The organism is Subtercola endophyticus, assembly GCF_021044565.1.
Classification (GTDB): Bacteria; Actinomycetota; Actinomycetes; order Actinomycetales; family Microbacteriaceae; genus Subtercola; species Subtercola endophyticus.
The window spans coordinates 882,131-900,507 of sequence record NZ_CP087997.1 but is presented as its reverse complement, the minus strand read 5'-3'; the positions used below and the strand labels follow the sequence as shown (position 1 = coordinate 900,507).

General features: G+C 66.5%; 19 protein-coding genes. 8 read left to right on the top strand and 11 right to left on the bottom strand.

What is annotated here, in order from left to right; translation table 11 throughout:
• On the top strand, nt 1-393 hold the full coding sequence (locus tag LQ955_RS04405) for a Fe-S oxidoreductase (protein ID WP_231028036.1): 393 nt from the start codon (nt 1-3) through the stop codon (nt 391-393).
• Nucleotides 390-1,217 (top strand): SDR family NAD(P)-dependent oxidoreductase, encoded by an 828-nt coding sequence (locus LQ955_RS04400; RefSeq protein ID WP_231026998.1) that lies wholly within the window; start codon nt 390-392, stop codon nt 1,215-1,217. Before LQ955_RS04405 ends, LQ955_RS04400 begins: the two co-directional genes overlap by 4 nt.
• Before the next feature lie 154 nt (nt 1,218-1,371).
• Here LQ955_RS04400 and LQ955_RS04395 read toward each other — a convergent pair whose 3' ends face one another.
• The 3 genes from LQ955_RS04395 to LQ955_RS04385 form a co-directional block, all read right to left on the bottom strand.
• Entirely contained in the window at nt 1,372-2,769 is a 1,398-nt protein-coding gene (locus LQ955_RS04395; RefSeq protein WP_231026997.1) for an HNH endonuclease signature motif containing protein, read from the bottom strand.
• Between the two features lie 99 nt (nt 2,770-2,868).
• Nucleotides 2,869-3,366, bottom strand: a complete 498-nt coding sequence (locus LQ955_RS04390) for an SIP domain-containing protein (RefSeq protein WP_231026996.1) — start codon at nt 3,364-3,366, stop codon at nt 2,869-2,871.
• Between the two features lie 90 nt (nt 3,367-3,456).
• Entirely contained in the window at nt 3,457-4,908 is a 1,452-nt protein-coding gene (locus tag LQ955_RS04385; RefSeq protein ID WP_231026995.1) for an amidase, read from the bottom strand.
• 47 nt (nt 4,909-4,955) lie between these two features.
• Here LQ955_RS04385 and LQ955_RS04380 point away from each other — a divergent pair, with 47 nt between their 5' ends.
• Nucleotides 4,956-5,456 carry a DinB family protein gene (locus LQ955_RS04380; protein WP_231026994.1) on the top strand — a complete coding sequence of 167 codons (501 nt, stop codon included), beginning with the start codon at nt 4,956-4,958 and terminating at the stop codon, nt 5,454-5,456.
• 2 nt (nt 5,457-5,458) lie between these two features.
• Here the strand turns inward: LQ955_RS04380 and LQ955_RS04375 are convergent, their stop codons facing one another.
• From LQ955_RS04375 to LQ955_RS04355, 5 genes are all read right to left on the bottom strand, one after another.
• Nucleotides 5,459-6,037 (bottom strand): GNAT family N-acetyltransferase, encoded by a 579-nt coding sequence (locus tag LQ955_RS04375; protein ID WP_231026993.1) that lies wholly within the window; start codon nt 6,035-6,037, stop codon nt 5,459-5,461.
• 79 nt (nt 6,038-6,116) lie between these two features.
• Entirely contained in the window at nt 6,117-6,767 is a 651-nt protein-coding gene (locus LQ955_RS04370) for a uracil-DNA glycosylase (RefSeq protein WP_231028035.1), read from the bottom strand.
• 100 nt (nt 6,768-6,867) lie between these two features.
• The gene (locus LQ955_RS04365; protein ID WP_231026992.1) at nt 6,868-7,617 is read right to left on the bottom strand and encodes a Type 1 glutamine amidotransferase-like domain-containing protein; all 750 of its coding nucleotides are present in this window, start codon (nt 7,615-7,617) and stop codon (nt 6,868-6,870) included.
• Nucleotides 7,618-7,632: 15 nt separating this feature from the next.
• The gene (locus LQ955_RS04360; RefSeq protein ID WP_231026991.1) at nt 7,633-8,145 is read right to left on the bottom strand and encodes a phosphoribosyltransferase; all 513 of its coding nucleotides are present in this window, start codon (nt 8,143-8,145) and stop codon (nt 7,633-7,635) included.
• Between the two features lie 35 nt (nt 8,146-8,180).
• The gene (locus LQ955_RS04355; RefSeq protein WP_231026990.1) at nt 8,181-8,975 is read right to left on the bottom strand and encodes an SDR family oxidoreductase; all 795 of its coding nucleotides are present in this window, start codon (nt 8,973-8,975) and stop codon (nt 8,181-8,183) included.
• Between the two features lie 135 nt (nt 8,976-9,110).
• Between LQ955_RS04355 and LQ955_RS04350 the strand changes: the two genes are divergently transcribed.
• The 5 genes from LQ955_RS04350 (at nt 9,111) to LQ955_RS04330 (ending at nt 14,954) form a co-directional block, all read left to right on the top strand.
• On the top strand, nt 9,111-10,436 hold the full coding sequence (locus LQ955_RS04350) for a bifunctional o-acetylhomoserine/o-acetylserine sulfhydrylase (RefSeq protein ID WP_231026989.1): 1,326 nt from the start codon (nt 9,111-9,113) through the stop codon (nt 10,434-10,436).
• Between the two features lie 105 nt (nt 10,437-10,541).
• Nucleotides 10,542-11,747: a homoserine O-acetyltransferase MetX gene (gene metX / locus LQ955_RS04345; RefSeq protein WP_231026988.1), complete on the top strand. Its 1,206-nt coding sequence runs from the start codon at nt 10,542-10,544 to the stop codon at nt 11,745-11,747.
• Nucleotides 11,748-11,793: 46 nt separating this feature from the next.
• A complete protein-coding gene (locus LQ955_RS04340; RefSeq protein WP_231026987.1) occupies nt 11,794-12,933 on the top strand; it encodes a sensor histidine kinase in 1,140 nt (379 codons plus the stop codon).
• Nucleotides 12,930-14,195: a hypothetical protein gene (locus tag LQ955_RS04335; protein ID WP_231026986.1), complete on the top strand. Its 1,266-nt coding sequence runs from the start codon at nt 12,930-12,932 to the stop codon at nt 14,193-14,195. The genes LQ955_RS04340 and LQ955_RS04335 overlap by 4 nt, the downstream gene beginning before the upstream one ends.
• Before the next feature lie 54 nt (nt 14,196-14,249).
• Entirely contained in the window at nt 14,250-14,954 is a 705-nt protein-coding gene (locus tag LQ955_RS04330) for a response regulator transcription factor (RefSeq protein ID WP_231026985.1), read from the top strand.
• On the opposite strand, the gene LQ955_RS04325 is transcribed toward LQ955_RS04330, so the two are convergent.
• From LQ955_RS04325 to LQ955_RS04315, 3 genes are all read right to left on the bottom strand, one after another.
• Complete coding sequence (locus LQ955_RS04325; RefSeq protein ID WP_231028034.1) at nt 14,955-16,181, bottom strand: MFS transporter; 1,227 nt, start codon at nt 16,179-16,181, stop codon at nt 14,955-14,957. It abuts the gene before it with no gap.
• 420 nt (nt 16,182-16,601) lie between these two features.
• Complete coding sequence (locus LQ955_RS04320) at nt 16,602-16,904, bottom strand: thiamine-binding protein (protein ID WP_231026984.1); 303 nt, start codon at nt 16,902-16,904, stop codon at nt 16,602-16,604.
• Between the two features lie 115 nt (nt 16,905-17,019).
• A complete protein-coding gene (locus LQ955_RS04315) occupies nt 17,020-18,267 on the bottom strand; it encodes a glycosyltransferase 87 family protein (protein WP_231026983.1) in 1,248 nt (415 codons plus the stop codon).
• Nucleotides 18,268-18,377 lie beyond the last annotated feature (110 nt).

Below are 18,377 nucleotides of genomic sequence, written 5' to 3'. Positions count from 1 at the left end.
ATCGCACGCCTGCTGCTCACGCCCATCGTCGTCATCGTTCGCGCCGTGCTGCTGGCTCCGCCGCTCGCGCGCGCCGGATACCTGTACGCGACACTCGTCGGGCTGGTCTGGGGTGCCGTGCTCAGCACAGGGCGCATTCGCCGTGTCGACGGCCTCTTCGTCTGCACCGGTCTGCCGACCTGGGCGTTTTCGCGAGGCGGATCATGCATCGGCGGCGTCTACCTCACCGATGCAAACGCGGGCCCCATCGTGCTCGAGCACGAGGCCGTGCACCGGCTACAGTGGCAGAAGTACGGCCTCACGTTTCCGTTCATGTACTTTCTGGCCGGAAGCGACCCACTCACTAACCGCTTCGAGATCGAAGCCGGGCTCGAGAAAGGCGGCTACCGGTGAGCAAAGTCATCGTGATCACCGGGGGCAGTTCGGGCATCGGTCGGTCGGCAGCCGGCACGCTCGCCGCGCAGGGCCACACGATCGCGGTCGTGGGTCGCAGCCCCGAGCGCACGCGGTCGGTGGCGGCTGACATCGGGGGCGAGGCGTTTCTCGCCGACTACGACCGACTCGACGATGTGCGGGCGCTGGCGGATGCGCTGCTGAACCGCTTCGACCGCATCGACGTGCTGGCCAACAACGCCGGCGGGCTGGTCAAGAAGCGTGCGCTGACGGTCGATGGGCACGAACGCACCATTCAGAGCAACCACCTTGCGCCGTTTCTGCTGACCACGCTGCTTCTGCCGCGATTGCGCGAGAACGCAGCGGTGTCGCCGGTGCGCGTCATTTCGACGGCGTCGAGCGCGAACACTCTCGGAAAGATCCGGCTCGACGACCTCGACCTGCGCAACCGGCGCTGGCTGGGAGGTTGGCCGGCCTACGGGGCGGCGAAGCTCGCGAACATCCTGTTCATCAAGGAACTCGCTCGGCAGACCGCAGGCAGCGGCATCTCGGCGTACTCGTTTCACCCGGGGTTCGTGTCGACGTCGTTCGGCGCCGACACCCTGCCGCTGAAGATCTCGAACGGGCTGCTCGGCGGTCGCCTCGGCCTGACTCCCGAGGCCGGCGCCGCTCCCCTGGTTCACCTCGCCTCGGCAGACGAGGTGGATGCCCCGAGCGGCACCTTCTTCGACCAGCTGAAGCCGAACGGCCACACCGCTCGTCAGGCCAACGACGCCGACTTCGCCGCGAAACTCTGGGCGGTCTCGGCCCGCGAGGTCGCCTGACGCCCGTACAGCGCTCTGCCGCACAGCGTTCTGCCGTGCAGCGCTCCGCCACGCAGCGCTCTGCCGCACAGCGGTCTGCCACGCAGCTACCGCGCACCGAATCTATTGCGCACTGATGTAGTCGCTTCTGCGAATACCTGGTGGGACCCATTCGTCAGAAGGGCGCCGCGCCCTCACCGCCAGACGGATCGGCGCTTTCGGGCAGATGTGCGGTCGGGTTCTTCACAGTCGGGTTCTTCACAGTCGGGTTCTTCGGCGGGGAGGCTGGGGAGAACCTCGGGGCCGGGCGCGCGATAGGCGTGGGTGCCACGACGTAGGCGAAGCCGGCCGGAGATGTCCAGACGAGAGCTCCGGAACCGCCGGGGTCTTGCTCCAGATTCCAATCGGTGTGGTGTTTGACCTTGTGATGGCTACTGCACAGGGGGCTGAGATTGTGGAATGCCGTGTCGCCGCCGTCGTTCCATGGCCGTGTGTGGTCGAGGTCTGCGGTGGCCGACGACGAGCAATCGACGGGAAACGTGCACTCGGTGTGAACGGTTCGAATCAACGTGTCGAGATCGGCAGGTGCCTTGTATCGCGTTCGGCCGTAGTTGAGTGCGATGCCGGTGACGGGGTCGGTAAGCACTCTCATGAACCCCGGAGCCTGCCGAGTGAGTTCAAGAGCAGTGAGTCGATCGATCGGCCCATACCCATCGAGGTGCGCCGAGTCGCCTGTGCCGAGCATGGTCAACATCGGCACCGTCACACGAACGTGAGCACGCACGCCGCGGTTCGCGCCCGGAATCTTCGGCTCACCGTTGAGTAAAAGGTCGCTGAGCGTGTCGACTCGCAGTTGAGCGAGAGTTCGCGGATCACCGGACTGCTTCACGGAGCGACCCAGCTCGGTTGCCCGATTGAAGATGGCGACGGCTTCGACGGCCGGCAGGTAATGAGTGAGAAACGCCATGCCGTCGGCCGCCGGATCGAGCGACAATCGTCTTTCGGTGGTCGCGGCGTAGTGGCGCTGCACGGCTGTAGAAGGCTGTGCCTCTTCAGCCGCACCGCGAGCGTGACGCACCAGCCGTTGAACCGATACTCGGGGCGCCAGCTCAAGCAGACGGCCTTGATAGTCGAGCAGACATTCGGGTGGCAAAGCGGCGCTGTGCTGAACGATCTTCTCGGCATGCCGGTACGAGATCGCGCCGGACTCGAGAGCGCGACCCGTGGCGACAAACACTCCCGCGAGACCTTCGGCCGTGTCGACGAGCCGACGGGCGTCGGTTTCGCTGAGACGAAGCGCCACGGCGAGCTCGGTCACCACGATGCGCTGAGTCACCGCCTCGGGCGACCAGAGCGGGCCTCCCGTCGCGCAATCCACCGCCCCCAGAGCAGCTCCCGCGCGCCGGGCCCGCTCGACCGCGTCGGCCTGTCGAGCGTGTGCCGCCGCGACCTCTTTCGCACAGCGCACGACGTCGCCGACAGCGTCGGCGAAACGCTCGCGTCGCTGCAGCGAGTTGCCGGATTCGCCGCCGTCACCGGCTTCGTGCCCTTCGCAGTGAGGTTCATCTTTCATGAGATAAGTTCACCATGAGCCACTGACATCGTGGATACCCGCTACCACAGTGTGGACGGAGAGTTGCCCAGACGGAGAGGTGCCCAGACAGGGAGTCGCTCAGGCCGCGAGCAGGCCCAGCGTCGAGATGAGGTCGAGGCGCAGGTCGACGATCTCCGGTGAGTCGCCGAAGACCACGGCTGAGAGCTCATCGCCGTCGATCTCGGGGTCGCCCGTGGTCATCTCGCTCACCCAGGCACGAACGGCTCGTCCGAGCGCGACTCCGGCACGGCACGACTCGCCGGTACCCGGGGCCCCGCTGCGCACGTCGCGCGCGAGCCAGGTCACGGTGATCAGTTCGGGGGTTTCGAGTGGCTCGAGCAGGGTGATCTGCTCGAGTTGCTCAGCGGAGGCGACTTCGATGAAGACCTGGCCGCGGGTGCGATTGGTGCGGGTCTGCACTGACTGAATGTGCGCGATGACGTCACGCACGGCGTCGAGCGACGAAACCTCCGCGGCGAGCAGAACTCGTCCCCGCAGAGTGGCGATCTGGCCGCCCGTCTCGGTGACACCGGATGCTCGCATTGCGGCTTCGGGGCTAGTCAGTACTACGCTCATTTGTCTCAAGCATAGGGTTGCCTAACCTAATCGTGCAACCACCTGACGCGGTGTGTATGAGAACTCACAGAATGAGATCTCAGACGATCTCTAGGCTGAGAAAGCCGGCGGATGAACGTCGTACCACTGCAGCCCCCGCTCGAGCTGCCGCCCCACAGCGAACAACGTGGCTTCTCCACCCGGACGCCCGATCAGCTGCATGCCGATGGGCAGACCGCCCGCAGCCGAACCGACAGCAGGGGTCGCACCGACCGGGAGCGTGATGGCGGGCAACCCGCTCACATTCACGAATGACGTGAACGGCGTGTACTGCACCTGTTGCGCGAAATTGAGTTCGGCATCCGCCGGGTCGAACCAGCCGATCGGGCGCGGCGGCATCGCCAGCGTGGGCGTGAGCACCGCGTCGAACGAGGAGAACTGCGCGATGACCGAGCGTTCGAACGCCGAGAGCTTCTGCAGGGCATCCATCAGCGCCGTCGCGGGCAGCTCGCGGCCGCGGTGCATGAGCCAGAGCGTGAGGGGTTCGAGCAGATGCTCGTTCGTGTCGTCGACCGGCAGCATGGCCGCGCCGGCCTGCCAGATGGTGCGGAAGGCGGGGCCGTATTCGGGCGACGGCAGCAGCGAGAGCGTCTCGAGCCCGTGTCCGAGCTCGGCCAGCAGCTCGACAGTCTGCTCGAACGTCTCACGCACCTCGGGGTCGAGGGTGATCTCGTAGTCGAGCTGCCACGGCGAGTCGAGCAGCACGCCGATCTGAAACCGCCCTTCTCCGCGGATGGCCGCGCCGAGGTAGGGTCCCTCGACGTTCGACGGCGCGCGCAGCGAGAAGTGGTGGCGTGGTGCTCCGCCCGAGGGGGCGATCATGCCGTCGAGCAGCAGGGCGGCATCGGCGACGGTTCTCGCCAGCGGGCCGCCGACGCCGAGCCCGGCCAGAGTTCCGATACCCGACGAGGCGGGAATCAGACCTCGAGTCGGCTTCAGCCCCACGAGCCCGGTGGCCGCCGCGGGAATGCGGATCGACCCGCCGCCGTCGGAACCGGGCGCGAACGGCAGCAGCCCGGCAGCGACCGCCACGGCCGCCCCACCGCTCGAACCGCCAGGCCCCAGGTCGGTGTCGTAAGGGTTGCGGGCCGGCGGCGCCACGAGGTTCTCGGTGTAGCTCGGCAGCCCGAACTCGGGCGTCGCGGTCTTGCCGAGGCTCACTCCCCCGGCTTCGTCGAGAACCTCGGCGATCTCGTCGGACTCCTCGGGCACGAACTGCTCGAACACCCGAGACCCGAAGGTCGTGCGCACCCCGCGCCGGCGCACCAGGTCTTTGTCGCCGAACGGCAGCCCCCACAGGGTAGTCGTGCGCGGCACGGTCGCCTCGACCTCCCGAGCACGCGCGCGGGCGCGGTCGGCCGTCACCTCGTGAAACGCGCCGAGCGACGGGTTCAGCCGCTCGATGCGGGCGAGGTAGTGCTCAGTGAGTTCGAGCACGCCGACCTCGCCCTTCTGCAGCAATCGCCATTGTTCGAGCGCGGTCAGGTCGTGAAGCTCTGCCATACCCTCGAGCCTACGCCGGGCATCCGGTGCTCTCGTAGGCTGGCTCGATGAGTACCATTACGCGCATCGATCCCGCGGGCCGAGCGGATGACCGGCAGAGCCTTGAAGAGTTCTTGACGTTGCAGCGCCAGTCTGTCGTCGTGAAGGCGACGGGACTGAGCGATGCCGACGCAGCCCGAGTGTTATTGCCGTCGATCACCACCGTGTCTGGACTCATCCGGCACCTGGCCGACGTGGAGCGCAGCTGGTTTCGCGAGGTGATGAACGGCGAAACGGGCATCGAGTATCGCTGGAGCGAGGCCGACCCCGATGGTGAGTTCCGCGTGACGGCCGACGACTCGCTCGCTGCGATCCTTGCGGACTATCGGGCGGTCTGGGCGGAGTCGAACGAGGTCATCGCCAGCCATTCGCTCGACGACGTGTGTGCAGGCCGCGAGGGGCGCTTCACGCTGCGCTGGATCATGCTGCACCTGATCGAGGAGACGGCGCGCCACCTCGGCCACATCGACATTCTGCGCGAACTGCTCGACGGAGTAACGGGTGAGTGAGTTTACTTAAGATGTTTCTGCAAGAGCACCGTGCCGAGCCACCGGTTGAACTTGAAGCCGACTTTGCCAAGCCGCCCGACCTCTTTGAAGCCGAGGCTCTCGTGCAAGCGGATCGACCCCTCGGCCCCCTTGTCGACGATCACGGCGAGCACTTCTTTCACCCCGGCGGCTTTGCTGCGTGCCAGCAGCTCTTTCATGAGCGCCTTGCCGAGACCTTTGCCGGTTGCGGCCGGCCCGAGGTAGATCGAATCTTCGACCGTGCGCCGGTAGGCGGCCTTCTGCTTCCACGGTGAGACGTACGCGAAACCGATCATCTGGTCGGTGGCCGACACCGCGAGCAGAAACGGCAGGCCCAGTCTCGACACCCACTCGAACTTCGAGCGCCACTCCTTCAGCGACATGGCGTCTTCGTCGAGCGTGACCACGGTATTGGCCACGTAGTGGTTGTACAACTCCCGCACCGCGGGCATGTCGGCGAGCGTCGCGTCGCGAATGCTGAACGAGAACGTCTCGACCGGCGGCGAGGGCGGCCGCAGGGCGGTGGGCAGCTTTCGCCTCGGCTGATATTCCTCTTCGAGCATGGGCACGATCCTAACGGTGAGAGGTGCAGAGTGAGCTGAAAAGCGAGTGAGCGGAAAAGCGAGTGAGCTGAAAGACGGGCTATTCGAGCGACCAGTCGACGGCGGCAGCGCCCTGCGCCTCGAGGGCGGCGTTGGCGCGGCTGAACGGCTTCGAACCGAAGAACCCCCGACTCGCCGAAAGCGGGCTGGGGTGTGCAGACTCGATGACCGGCACGCCGCCGAGCCACGGTTTGAGGTTGGCGGCATCCCGACCCCACAGAATGGCGACGAGCGGAGTTCCGCGCGCAACCAGGGTCTTGATGGCGAGCTCGGTCACGGCCTCCCAGCCCTTGCCCCGATGCGACCCGGCGACCCCCGGCTGCACCGTGAGCACTCGGTTGAGCAGCATGACGCCGTTAGCCGACCACGCCGTCAGGTCGCCGTGTGCCGGAGGTGTCACGCCGAGATCGGCATTCAGTTCCTTGTAGATGTTGGCGAGGCTGCGCGGAACCGGGCGCACGTGCCGCTCCACCGCGAACGAGAGGCCGATCGGATGCCCGGGGGTGGGGTACGGGTCTTGCCCCACAATGAGCACCCGAACGCCGTCGAGCGGGTACCGAAAAGCGCGCAACACGTTCGCGCCCGCGGGCAGGTAGCCGCGCCCGGCCGCGACTTCGGCTCGTAAGAAGTCGCCCATGCGGGCGATGTCGCCGGCCACCGGCGTGAGCGCCTCGGCCCAGCCGGCATCCATTTCGCCCGTTTCGGCCAGCTCGGGCAGTGTCTTAGGGCTCAATGCTCGCCCGCCATTTCTCCCCGTTCGTCAATCACCCGAGTGCGCAGCGTCTTGGGGCTCAATGCTCGCCCTCGCTCATCTCGCCCATCTCGCCCATGGTGGCCACGCGTACACCGCCGTTGTCGTGCGTGACCGTCCAGACGCTGCCTCGGCCGACCACGCGCAGCGTGCCGTCGCCGACGATCAGCGCGGTGTGCTCGTCGATCGCGACGCCGCTCTCGGTCAGACCGGCCTCTGTCGCGGCGATGAGCCGCGAGAGCGTGCCCCACTGTGCGGCGTGCACGTCGACGGCGAGGTCGATCAGCCCGATGCCTTCACCGAGGGTTATTTCTTCGAGGTCTTCGGAAGCCTCTTGAGGCGCCACGGGCACCTCCCCGATCTTCCAGCCGCCCAGAATCGCCCGCTCGGAGGCAATGGCGGCGCCTGCCGAGAAGCCGAGGTACGGCACCCCCGCGCTGACCTGCCTCCTGATCTCGTCGAAGGCAGGGTCGACACTGTCGCGGTACGCCGGAGTCAGACCGCCCCAGACGAGAATGCCGTGCACCCCGGCGAGCGCCGCCGGGTTTATCGCCACGCCTTCTGGCGACAGCACGGGCACCGGCTCGAATTCGGTGATCGCGTCGAGCGCCGCCTGAAGCGCCGCGTAGGTCTCGGGTGCGTCGCCGTCACGCACCAGAACGATGGCGACTCGTGGCCCGTCGAGTCGCCCCTCTTGAAGCGCGAGCTCGGCCGCCTCCGACAAGAATTCGCGGTAGACCGCGCCGTCGTCTTCTGGCGGCCAGCCGCCGCCCACCAAATGGATGCCCATACGGCCTGCCCGAACTCAGACCGAGACGGGCGGCAGTGCCGACCAGGGAAAGACGATCCAGCGATCGGTCTTACGCCAGAAGAAGTCGGGCTCGATCACCGAACGCGGCTTGGAGTACAAGGTCGCGGTCTTCACGATCACGCCGATCTTCTCGAGCAGGTCGACCACCAGACGCAAGGTGCGGCCCGAGTCGGCAACGTCGTCGACGAGCAGAATGCGCTTGCCGATCAACGCGGTGTTATCGAGCATCGGCGGCAGGATGATCGGCTCGGGCAACGTCGTCTCGATGTCGGAATAGAACTCCACGTTGAGGCTGCCGCAGCTCTTGGTGCCGGTCGCGTACGCGAGCGCACCGGCGGGAAGCAGACCGCCGCGGGCAATGGCGATCACGAAGTCGGGAACAAAGCCGCTCTCGAGAATCATCGTGGCAAGCACACGGGAAGCGTCGCCGAATTCCAGCCAGCCCAGCACCTCGCGTTCGGGGGCGGGTGTTTCTGCGATCTCGGTCACTTCTGCGCTCTCAGCCATCCGACTACGGTACCGGTAATCTCGCGCGACACGCGTTACTCTCTGACGGCCAGCGGTCCCCGGAACACCTTGTACGCCGCGGACTGCGCCACCGGCTTGATGACGACCTGGTCGAGGCTGATATGCGGCGCCAGCTCCACCATGAAACGGATCGTCTCAGCGACGTCTTCTGCTGTCAGCGGGTTGGGAACGCCGGCATACACCGCGTCGGCCGCGGCCTGGTCGCCCTTCAGCCGATTCAGCGAGAACTCCTCGGTCTTCACCATGCCCGGCGCGATCTCGAGCACCCGGATCGGCTCGCCGCTCAGCTCGAGCCGCAGCACGTCGAGAATCGACGCCACGGCGAACTTGGCCGCGTTATAACCGCCGCCCTTCTCGTAGGCGATATGGCCGGCGATCGACGAAACCGTGAGGATGTCGGCCACCGCAGTTCCCGTCGGCGCACCCGCAACGGAGGCCCGCAGCAGCGGCAGGAGCGCGGAGATGACCTGTTTCACCGCGATGACGTTGACCTCGTACATCCACCGCCAGTCGTCGGCGTCACCCGCTTCGACGGTGTCGAGCCCGGCTGCTCCCCCGGCATTGTTGATGAGAGTGCTCACACCGCCGGTGGATTCGAGATGGGCGGCCAGGGCATCCACATCCTGCTGCTTCGTGAGGTCGGCGACGAAGTACGTGGCGCCGGTCTCGTCGGCGAGCGCCTTGAGCCGGTCTTCGCGCCGCGCCACCCCCACGACCTGCCAGCCGTGCGCCCGCAGCGCCCGCACTGTCGCTTCACCGATGCCCGAACTTGCGCCTGTGACGACCGCGCGCCTGAGATTATCTGCCATGGTTCAACGCTAGCTCAATGGATGCACGACCGATTCTTACCCCGTGTTGCAGTGACCATTGACCCGTACCGAGTGCGTGCTTACTGTTGCGAGAGTTCGCCCACCGATTTCTCGTCAGACCAAAGGACACACACCATGACCGACAACTCCGCCGACTGGCAGTTCGAGACCAAACAGATCCACTCGGGTGCCGCTCCCGACCCCGTGACCAACGCGCGTGCCACACCGATCTACCAGACCACCTCGTACGTCTTCAACGACGCAGACCACGCCAAGAACCTCTTCGCTCTCGCCGAGTTCGGCAACATCTACACCCGCATTCAGAACCCCACCCAGAACGTGGTCGAAGAGCGCGTTGCAGCTCTCGAGGGCGGAACAGCAGCGCTGCTGGTCGCCTCGGGTCAGGCCGCCGAGACGTTCTCTGTGCTGAACATCGCGCAGGCCGGCGACCACATCGTTTCGAGCTCGTCGATCTACGGCGGCACCTACAACCTCTTCAAGTACACGCTGGCGAAGCTCGGCATCGAGACCACGTTCGTCGAGAACCAAGACGACGCGGCCGAGTGGCAGCGCGCCGTTCGCCCGAACACGAAGCTGTTCTTCGCCGAGACCATCGGCAACCCGAAGATCAACATTCTCGACATCGAACTCGTCTCAGGAGTCGCGCACGAGAACGGCGTTCCGCTGATCGTCGACAACACCATCGCCACGCCCTACCTGATCCGCCCGTTCGAGCACGGCGCCGACATCGTGGTGCACTCGGCCACCAAGTTCCTCGGCGGCCACGGCACCATCATCGGCGGCGTCATCGTCGACGGCGGAAAGTTCAAGTGGAGCGAGAACTCCGAGAAGTTCCCGGGCCTCACCACCCCCGACGAGTCGTACCACGGCGTCACCTACACCGAGGCGCTCGGCGACGGCATCGCTTACATCATCAAGGCGCGCGTGCAGCTGCTGCGCGACCTGGGTTCGTCGATCGCTCCCGCGAGCGCGTGGCAGCTCATCCAGGGCATCGAGACCCTCAGCCTGCGCATCGAGCGCCACGTGCAGAACGCGCAAGAGGTCGCCGAATGGCTCGACAGCCACGAAGACGTCGCCGCGGTCTACTACGCCGGTCTGCCCTCCAGCCCCTGGTACGGCGCGGCCAACAAGTACGCGCCCAAGGGTGTCGGTGCAGTGCTGTCGTTCGAGCTCAAGGGCGGGGTGGATGCCGGCCGCGCGCTGGTGAACAACCTCAGCCTCTTCTCGCACCTCGCGAACATCGGCGATGTACGTTCGCTGGTCATCCACCCCGCGTCGACCACGCACTCGCAGCTCACGCCGGAGCAGCAGCTCACCTCGGGTGTCACGCCCGGCCTCGTGCGTCTCTCGGTGGGCCTGGAGAACATCGACGACATCAAGGCCGACCTGGCCGGCGGCCTCGCCGCTGCCCGTGAGGTCGCTCGGGCGAACGCGCTGTAAATCCTCCCCCGGCGGCTTCGCGCCGCGAACGGATGATCGCCAGAGGCGGGCTCGTGACGTAACAGTCACGCGTCCGCCTCTTTCGTTCGCCAGAATGAGAGAACCATGGACTGGCAGATACCCGAAGACACCGTTCCGAGCGATTTCATCACCGATGCGCAGATCCGGTCGATTCTGGGCAAGCCTCCGGCCACCGGCGCCTGGCGCGACGGCGACCCGGTGGGTCGGCGCCAGTTCGCGCACATCGGCGACGTGACGTTCGAGAACGGCGGGGTCGTCGAGGATGCCCGGATCGCCTATGAGACGTTCGGCACCCTCAACGCGGCGGGCGACAACGCGGTGCTGGTGGCGCACGCCCTCACGGGCGACTCGCATCTCACGGGACCGGCCGAGCCCGGGCATCCGACCGCCGGCTGGTGGGGCGGAATCGTGGGGCCGGGCCTCGCGCTCGACACCGACCGGTACTTCGTGGTGGCGCCGAACATGCTCGGCAGCTGCCAGGGTACGACAGGTCCGGCGTCGCTCGATGCCGAGGGCGAAGAGTGGGGTGCGCGCTTTCCGTACACCAGCATTCGCGACCAGGTACGCGCACAGCACGGTGTCATGTCGCACCTCGGCCTCAGCCGCTGGCACGCCATCGTGGGCGGGTCGATGGGCGGCATGCAGGTGCTCGAATGGGGCATCGAATACCCCGAGGCGGCGGAGCGATTGGCGATCATCGCCGCTCCCCCGATTTCCAGCGCCGACCAGATCGCGCTGAACTCGGTGCAGATCGAGGCGATCAGGGCCGATCCGCTCTTTCACCACGGGGCGTACTACAACGCCAAAGTCGGCGAAGGGCCGCATTCCGGCTTGGCGCTGGCGAGGCGCATGGCGCTTCTGAACTATCGCAGCCCCACCGAGCTCAACGACCGTTTCGAGCGCAGCTGGCAGAGCGGCATCAGCCCGCTTGGCCGTGGCGGCCGGTTCGCGGTGGAGTCGTACCTCGACTTTCACGGCAACAAGTTCACTCGGCGTTTCGACGCGAACAGCTACATAACTCTCGTCGAGGCGATGAATTCGCACGACGTGGGTCGCGGTCGCGGCGGCATCATCGAGGCCCTTCGGCGGGTCACCGCCCGGTCGCTGATCATCGGCATCGACAGCGATCGGCTCTTTCCCGTGCCCGATCAGCAACTGATCGCGAAGCACGTTCCCGGCAACATCGACGGCGACGAGGCGACAGTCATCAGCTCCAAGTTCGGCCACGACGGCTTCTTGATCGAATTCGAGCTGGTCGCGCAGCAGCTCGAGCGCCTGCTTGCCGAGTGACGGCGCGCCCTGCCGGTAGCATCAGTCTCATGATCGATGGGTCGCGGTGAGGCACCAGGAACCGCTGCTGGGCACGGCGGCCTGGCTGGAGGGCACGGTGTTCACCGTGTCGTCGTTCGCCTGCCTGGCGATCGCCGGCGTGCCGCTGTTCACTCTGACACTCGCCATCGTGCTCTACGTGGTGATGCTGTTCACCTACTTCATGCTGGGTCGCTCGTCGTCGGTCTGGTGGATCGTGATCACCACCGTCATCGGACTCTCGATCAGCCTGCTTCTCGGCTCGCTCAGCGGCGAGAACCCTTCCGTGCTGAGCGCGATTCTGCTCGTCTCCGGCGGCGGGCTCGGCGCGATGGCCATCGTGCTGCAGAGCACTGGAGTCGGGCGCGTCTACCTCATCGGCATGTTCGTGGCCAATCTCGCCGTGACGCTGCCGTTCATGAACGGCAACGATCTCGTTCAGGCGCTGACGATCTTCATCGTCGGCTGGTCTGTCAACGTGCTGGTCGGCATCTGGATCAGCGACTCTGTGCGCCGCGCCCGCGAGCGCATCGCCCGGCTCGGCACCGCGCACCAGGCCGAACGGCGGGCCAGCGAACTCGAAGCGCAGCGACGGCAGAGCGCTCGTCTCTTGCACGACACCGTGCTCGCCACGCTCACACTGCTCGCACACTCCGGGCGCGGGGTGGAGCCCGAGGCCCTGCGCATTCAGGCCGCGGAAGACGCCGTGCTGCTGCGACAACTGCGGCTCGGCGAGACTCCGGCCCCCCGGGCATCCGGTGACTACAACCTGCGCGCCCACGAGGTCGCTGCGGTCACCGACAACATTCGCGAACTGCAGCAACGGTTCGAACGGCGCGGGCTCACGGTGCACTGGCACGGTGCGGGCGACGTGACTCTGCCGCCGCTCGTACGCAGCGCGTTTCTGCTGTCGCTGTCGGAGTGTCTCGAGAACGTTCGGCGGCATTCCGGGGTCGACCAGGCCGACGTCACCATTTCGCAAGACGCCGGCGGCGTGCGGGCGATGGTCACCGACTCGGGGGTCGGTTTCGACACGGCAGACGTCGCCAGCGGGCGGCTCGGCATCACCGAATCGGTCGTGGCGCGAATCCGAGATGTCGGCGGCAACGCTCGCATCTTCTCTGCCCCGGGCGCCGGCACGACCGTGGTGCTGGAGGTGCCGCGATGAGCGACGACTTCTCGCGAAACCGCGACGATCACGACGATGAGGGCACCACCGGGCTCTTGACCCGGCTCGTGCGGGCCCGCACTCTCGGGCCCGAGGCGCTCGAAGCGCTGCGCAAAGACGTGGCCTCTGACTCGCGCATCGGCATCGGGTACATCGGCACCGGTGCCATCGTGGCGGCCGTGGTGCTGAGTCTGCGCGGTATCGCGACGTTCGCCTTCAACTGGTCGGCCTACAGCAATCCGTGGCTCACCCTGATCGCCTGGGTGATGGTCGCCCTCGCGACGATCGGCGCCGTTCTGATCGCCAACTCCCGCGGCAGCCATCTGCCGACTCCCGCCTTTGTCGTGTTACTGGTTGTTCTCTCTGTCGCTGTGATTCTCGACCTGGTGTCGTCGGGCGGATTCGCGACGCCGATCCCCGAGGTGACGGTCATCGTGGGGGCGGGCGCTGCACTGCTCGCTCTCGTCGCCTATCGCCCGCTCAACCAGCTGCTGCTCGCGAGTCTGGTGCTCGCCGCCTTCTTGTTCGCCATCACCATCGCGGGCGTGAGTTCTCTGCCGCCGGGTCAGCGACCGCAGATCGAGGTCATCGTCGCCGCCATCGCGCCTCCCCTCATCGGTGTTCTCATCGTGCGGTCGTTCAGCCGGTTCATCGACCGTGAGCTCGACAGAACGCTGGTATCGAGCACGATCTCGTCGCCGCGGTTCGGTGTGGGCATCCAGGGCTCCGACGAGCTCGTGCGACTCGACCAGAGCGCAGAAGAACTGCTGAGCGACGTTGCCTCTGGGCGCATCTCGCTACCCCTCGATAAAGAGCAATCGGCGGCCGCCTCGGCTCTGGCCACCGAACTGCGGCTGCGACTCGTGGCGGGCCGGCAGCAGACCTGGCTGCAGCACGCCATCGACGACTCCGAGGTGCTCAGCCCCACGGTTGCTCTGATCGACACCGAGGGTCTCGCGGGTTACCTCGAGCCCGATCAGCGTGAAGGGCTGCTCTCTGCGGTCTGGCTGATGGCGGCCACCGCGACCCGGCAGCAGCCGCGCATCACCATCACGGTCGGGCCGCAATCCGATACCTCGGGCTCGACCGAAACCGATAGGATTGCCTTTCCGATAGACATTTCTGTCGACGGAATACCGCGGCGTCGCATTGACGTCACGATCTGGGGGGCACTTGACCGGGTCGGCCCGCACCTCGAGAGCGGCCGAGCCGGCAGCTTGCGAATTCAGATGCACGTGCATGTCGACACCCCGGAATCGTAAGCGCCGCAAACGCACGCCCCAGACATAAACTGAAGCCAAGCAGGAGGGTCACCCATGGCGGTCACGCATGACAACATTCGACTGGCGATCGTCGACGACCACCGGATGCTCCTCGGTGCTCTCACCGAATGGATTCGTGGCGCGGCAAGTGACATCAGCATGGTCGCTGCGGTCACCACCTGGCCCGACCTGCTGACGCACCCCGAATTCCCCGTCGACGTCGTGCTGCTCGACCTCGACCTCAAAGACAACCTGCCCATCTCGGTGAAGCTGCGGGCGCTGAAGTCTGCGGGCGTGAAGACCGTGCTGATGAGCACGTACTCCGAACCCGTCGTGATCCGGGAGGCGCTCGCCGCCGGCGCACTCGGCTATCTCGTGAAGAGCGAAGAGGCCGACATGATCGTCGAGGCCATTCGTGCCGCGGCCAAAGGCGAGCCGTTCATCTCGAGTGAACTCGACATCGCGCTGAGCGCCCAAGAACTCGGCGGCGCGCCGAAACTGAGCGCACAGGAGCGCCGGGTCATGGCGCTCTACGGCGGCGGCGAGCCGGTGAAGCAGGTCGCCGAGCAGCTCAGCATCTCTGAAGAGACCGCCAAGAGCTACCTCAAGCGCATTCGCGAGAAGTACCGCGTTCTCGGCATCGACGTCGGCACGAAGGTCGCCCTCCGTCGCCGCGCCATTCAAGACGGCCTGCTGCTGCACGACGACTACCTCGACACCAGCGAGGCGAACGAGTCGGCGACGACACCGGCCGACTAGCTAGACCAGCTCCGACTGCATCGCCTGCGCGGCGACCGCCAGAGCGATGCGGCGACGTTCTCTGCGCTCGACGCTGAATGACGTCACGGCAATGAGAATGCCCAGCACGGTCAGCAGAATGCCGACCCAGATCGGCGCGACGTAGCCGAATCCCATCGTCAGCACGATTCCGCCGAGCAATGGGCCGAGTGCATTGCCGAAGTTCAGGGCCGAGTGGTTCAGGGCGGCGGCGATCGATTGGCTGTCGCCCGCGACATCCATCAGCCGGGTCTGGATGAGCGGGGAGATCGCCGACGCCGAGATGCCCAGCACGAACAGGCCGACGAACAGCCCGACCGGGTTCGACGCGAACAGCAGCAACTCGATGAGCGTGAGCAACACCATGCCGTAGAAACCGAGCATCGAACGCTTCAGGTTGCGATCGGCGAACCAGCCGCCCAAAAGGTTGCCGATCGTCATGCCGATACCGATGACGATCAGCGCAATCGGCACAATCGTCACGGAGAGCCCGGTGATCGACGTGACGATGGGTGAGACGTAGGTGTAGATGCTGAAGAAGCCGCCGAATCCGATGGCCCCCATGCCCACCGCGAACCAGACTTGGGGTCGCCGGAAGGCTTTGAGTTCTTGCTTCATGGTGGCGCTCGGGTCGCCGGGCAGGTTCGGCACCGTGAGCAGCACTGCGATGAGCGCGAGCACGAAGATGCCGGCCACGACTAGATACGAGACACGCCAGCTGGTGGTCTGGCCGATATAGGTGATCAGCGGCACACCCACTACGTTCGCCACCGTGAGCCCCGCGAGCACGAGCGCCACCCCCCGCCCGCGTTTTCCGGGGCCCATGAGGGTCGCGGCGACCAGTGCCGCGATGCCGAAGTAGGCCCCGTGCGGCAGGGCGGAGATGAAGCGGGCGAGCACGATGAGGCCGAACGACGGCAGCACGGCGGAGGCCACCGTTCCGATGATGATCATGCCGAGCAGGCACATCAGCACGATCTTGCGCGGCCACCGTGCGGCGACGGCGGCGATGGTCGGAGCGCCGACCACAACACCCGCCGCGTAGGCAGTGATCAGCAGGCCGGCCTGCGCGTTGGCCTGCTCTGACGACACCGAGTAGAGCGCCGGCAGCAGGTCTTGGGCGAGGTTCGGCAGCAGGCCCATCGCAACGTACTCCGTGCAGCCGATGCCGAACCCGCCCAGCGTGAGCGCGAGCAGCGCCAGGCGCACCCGCGTGGGCGAGAACCCGTGCGGTGCGCTTGCACCCTGTGCGCTCTCGCGCTGCGCGTCTGCGCGCTGCGCGTCTGCGTGCGGCGCGTCTGCGCCCTGCGGAGCGCCTGCACCCTGCGCGCCTCCGCCGTGCGAGCCTGCGCCCTGCGCGCCTGCGCCCTGCGCGCTCGCGTCGTGCGCGCTCGCGTCGTGCGCGCGGGAAGAAGTTGTACTCACGCAACAACTCTACCCGCGCTCCCCCGTGAATTCGAATCGATTCGATGGCGCGTTACACGCTGTTCACACCCGCCCACTTCGCCCGGCTCATCGTCGGCGCCCCAACCTCCTCTCGCGAGAGATGCTCCTTCGGACGAGAGAGTGGGTTGCACCGGCATCTCTCGTCCGAAAGTACCTCTCTCACGGTCTGTGAGAGGCGAGGCGCTACTCGCCGAGGGCGGTTTCGAGGCGCTCGAGCTTGCCGGTCAGTTCGCCGGTGTGACCGGGGCGGATGTCGGCCTTGAGCACGAGCGAGACCCGCGGGCCGAAGGCGCCGACGGCCTCGGTGGCACGGCGGATCACGTCGAACACCTCGTTCCACTCGCCCTCGATGGTGGTGAACATCGAGTCGGTGTGATTCGGCAGGCCCGACTCACGCACGATGCGCACGGCAGCCGCGACTGCGTCGTGCACCGAGGCATCCGGATTGTCGCCACCGGAGGGAGCCACAGAGAACGCAACCAGCATCAGAGAACCGGCCTTTCCGTCGTTGCCCGCGCAGTCGTTGCCCGCGCGCCAGCCGACCCGCGCATCAGATCGCCACTGCGCATCAGATCGCCGTGCTCGCGCGCCGACCCGCACATCAGATCGCCACCTTCTCGCTCGGCGCGAACTCGATCGATTTCGAACGCACTCGCGCCCGGAACACCGACCGCACCGCGAGCGCGAACAACACGATCACCAGCAGGTTGCGCACGGTGAGCACCGTCAGCATGAACGGGTCGAGCGAGAGCAGCCAGTCGTACAGGTACGGGTAGATGAGCTGGGTGAGCGCGCCGAGCACCGCGGCGATGATCGCGAACCGCTTGAACTCGCGGCCCTGCCAGATGAGCCCGAGGATGATCGGCGCGCTGATCCACAGCATGAACTGCGGCGATCCCACCTTGTTGAACACGATCAGCGCCGTGACCAGCGCGAGCGACAGGCTCGGCAGCACGCGGGTAGCGGATGCGCCCGACCGCACGACCCAGATGCCGAGCGCGAGCACACACACCACGGCGATCGCCAGCAGCGGCGTCGTCAGAAAGTCGGCGACCGGGCCGCCGTTGCCTTTCACTTGAAAGGTCAGAATGTCGTCGTCGTAGTACACCCGCGAATTCGGCAGGCGAAAGTAGGCCATCCACATCCACGGCAGGCTGATCGGAGCCTCCACCTGCAGACCACGACCGGTCTGCTGCGTCACGAAGCTGAACAGGTTCGCCCCCGCGCCGAGCAGCAGGCCCACGATGGCGACTCCGATGGCGGTGACGGCGGCACCGATCGCCACAACCGCCCGACGCTTCACCGCGATCACCACGGCGACGATGAGCGCGGCAGGCCAGACCTTCACCCACATGGCCAGCGCCAGCAGCCCGCCCGAGATCGCGGGCCGGCGAATGGCGAGCAGCAGCCCCACGATAACCAGGTCGACCTCGAACGTGTCGATACGCCCGAGCGCCACGGGCCCGAGCAGCAGCAAGAAGCCAAGCCACCACCAGGCGGCGACGAAGCGGATGTTCGGGGTGAAGCCGACACGATCAGCCGCGCTGACCTCGGCCGAAGGTTCTGCCGTCGCTCGCGAGTTCAGGATGAACGCCAGCACAGCGCCGTTGGCGATGACCACGAGAAAGAGCCACCCGATGCCGTACAGGGAGGGGCCGAGCCCCATGGCGGCGATCATCGGCACGAGCGCCAGCAGCGGATACACCCAGGGGCCGTCGATGCCCACCCAGTAGCCGTTGAGGCCGTTCTCGATCCAGGCGCTGTACACCAGGGTGACGTCGCCCCAGGGCAGCGTGGAGGCCGTCAGCCCGACGATTCCGAGCCACGCGTGTACGACGACGAACGCCAACCAGAGTACCCAGGGAGTTTTAGCCAGTCGTAGCACCCCGCCATCTTAGGCCGAGCCGCTGGGCCGAACCTTTGCGGCACTCCCGCAGGTGAAACACAGCCCACGCTCCG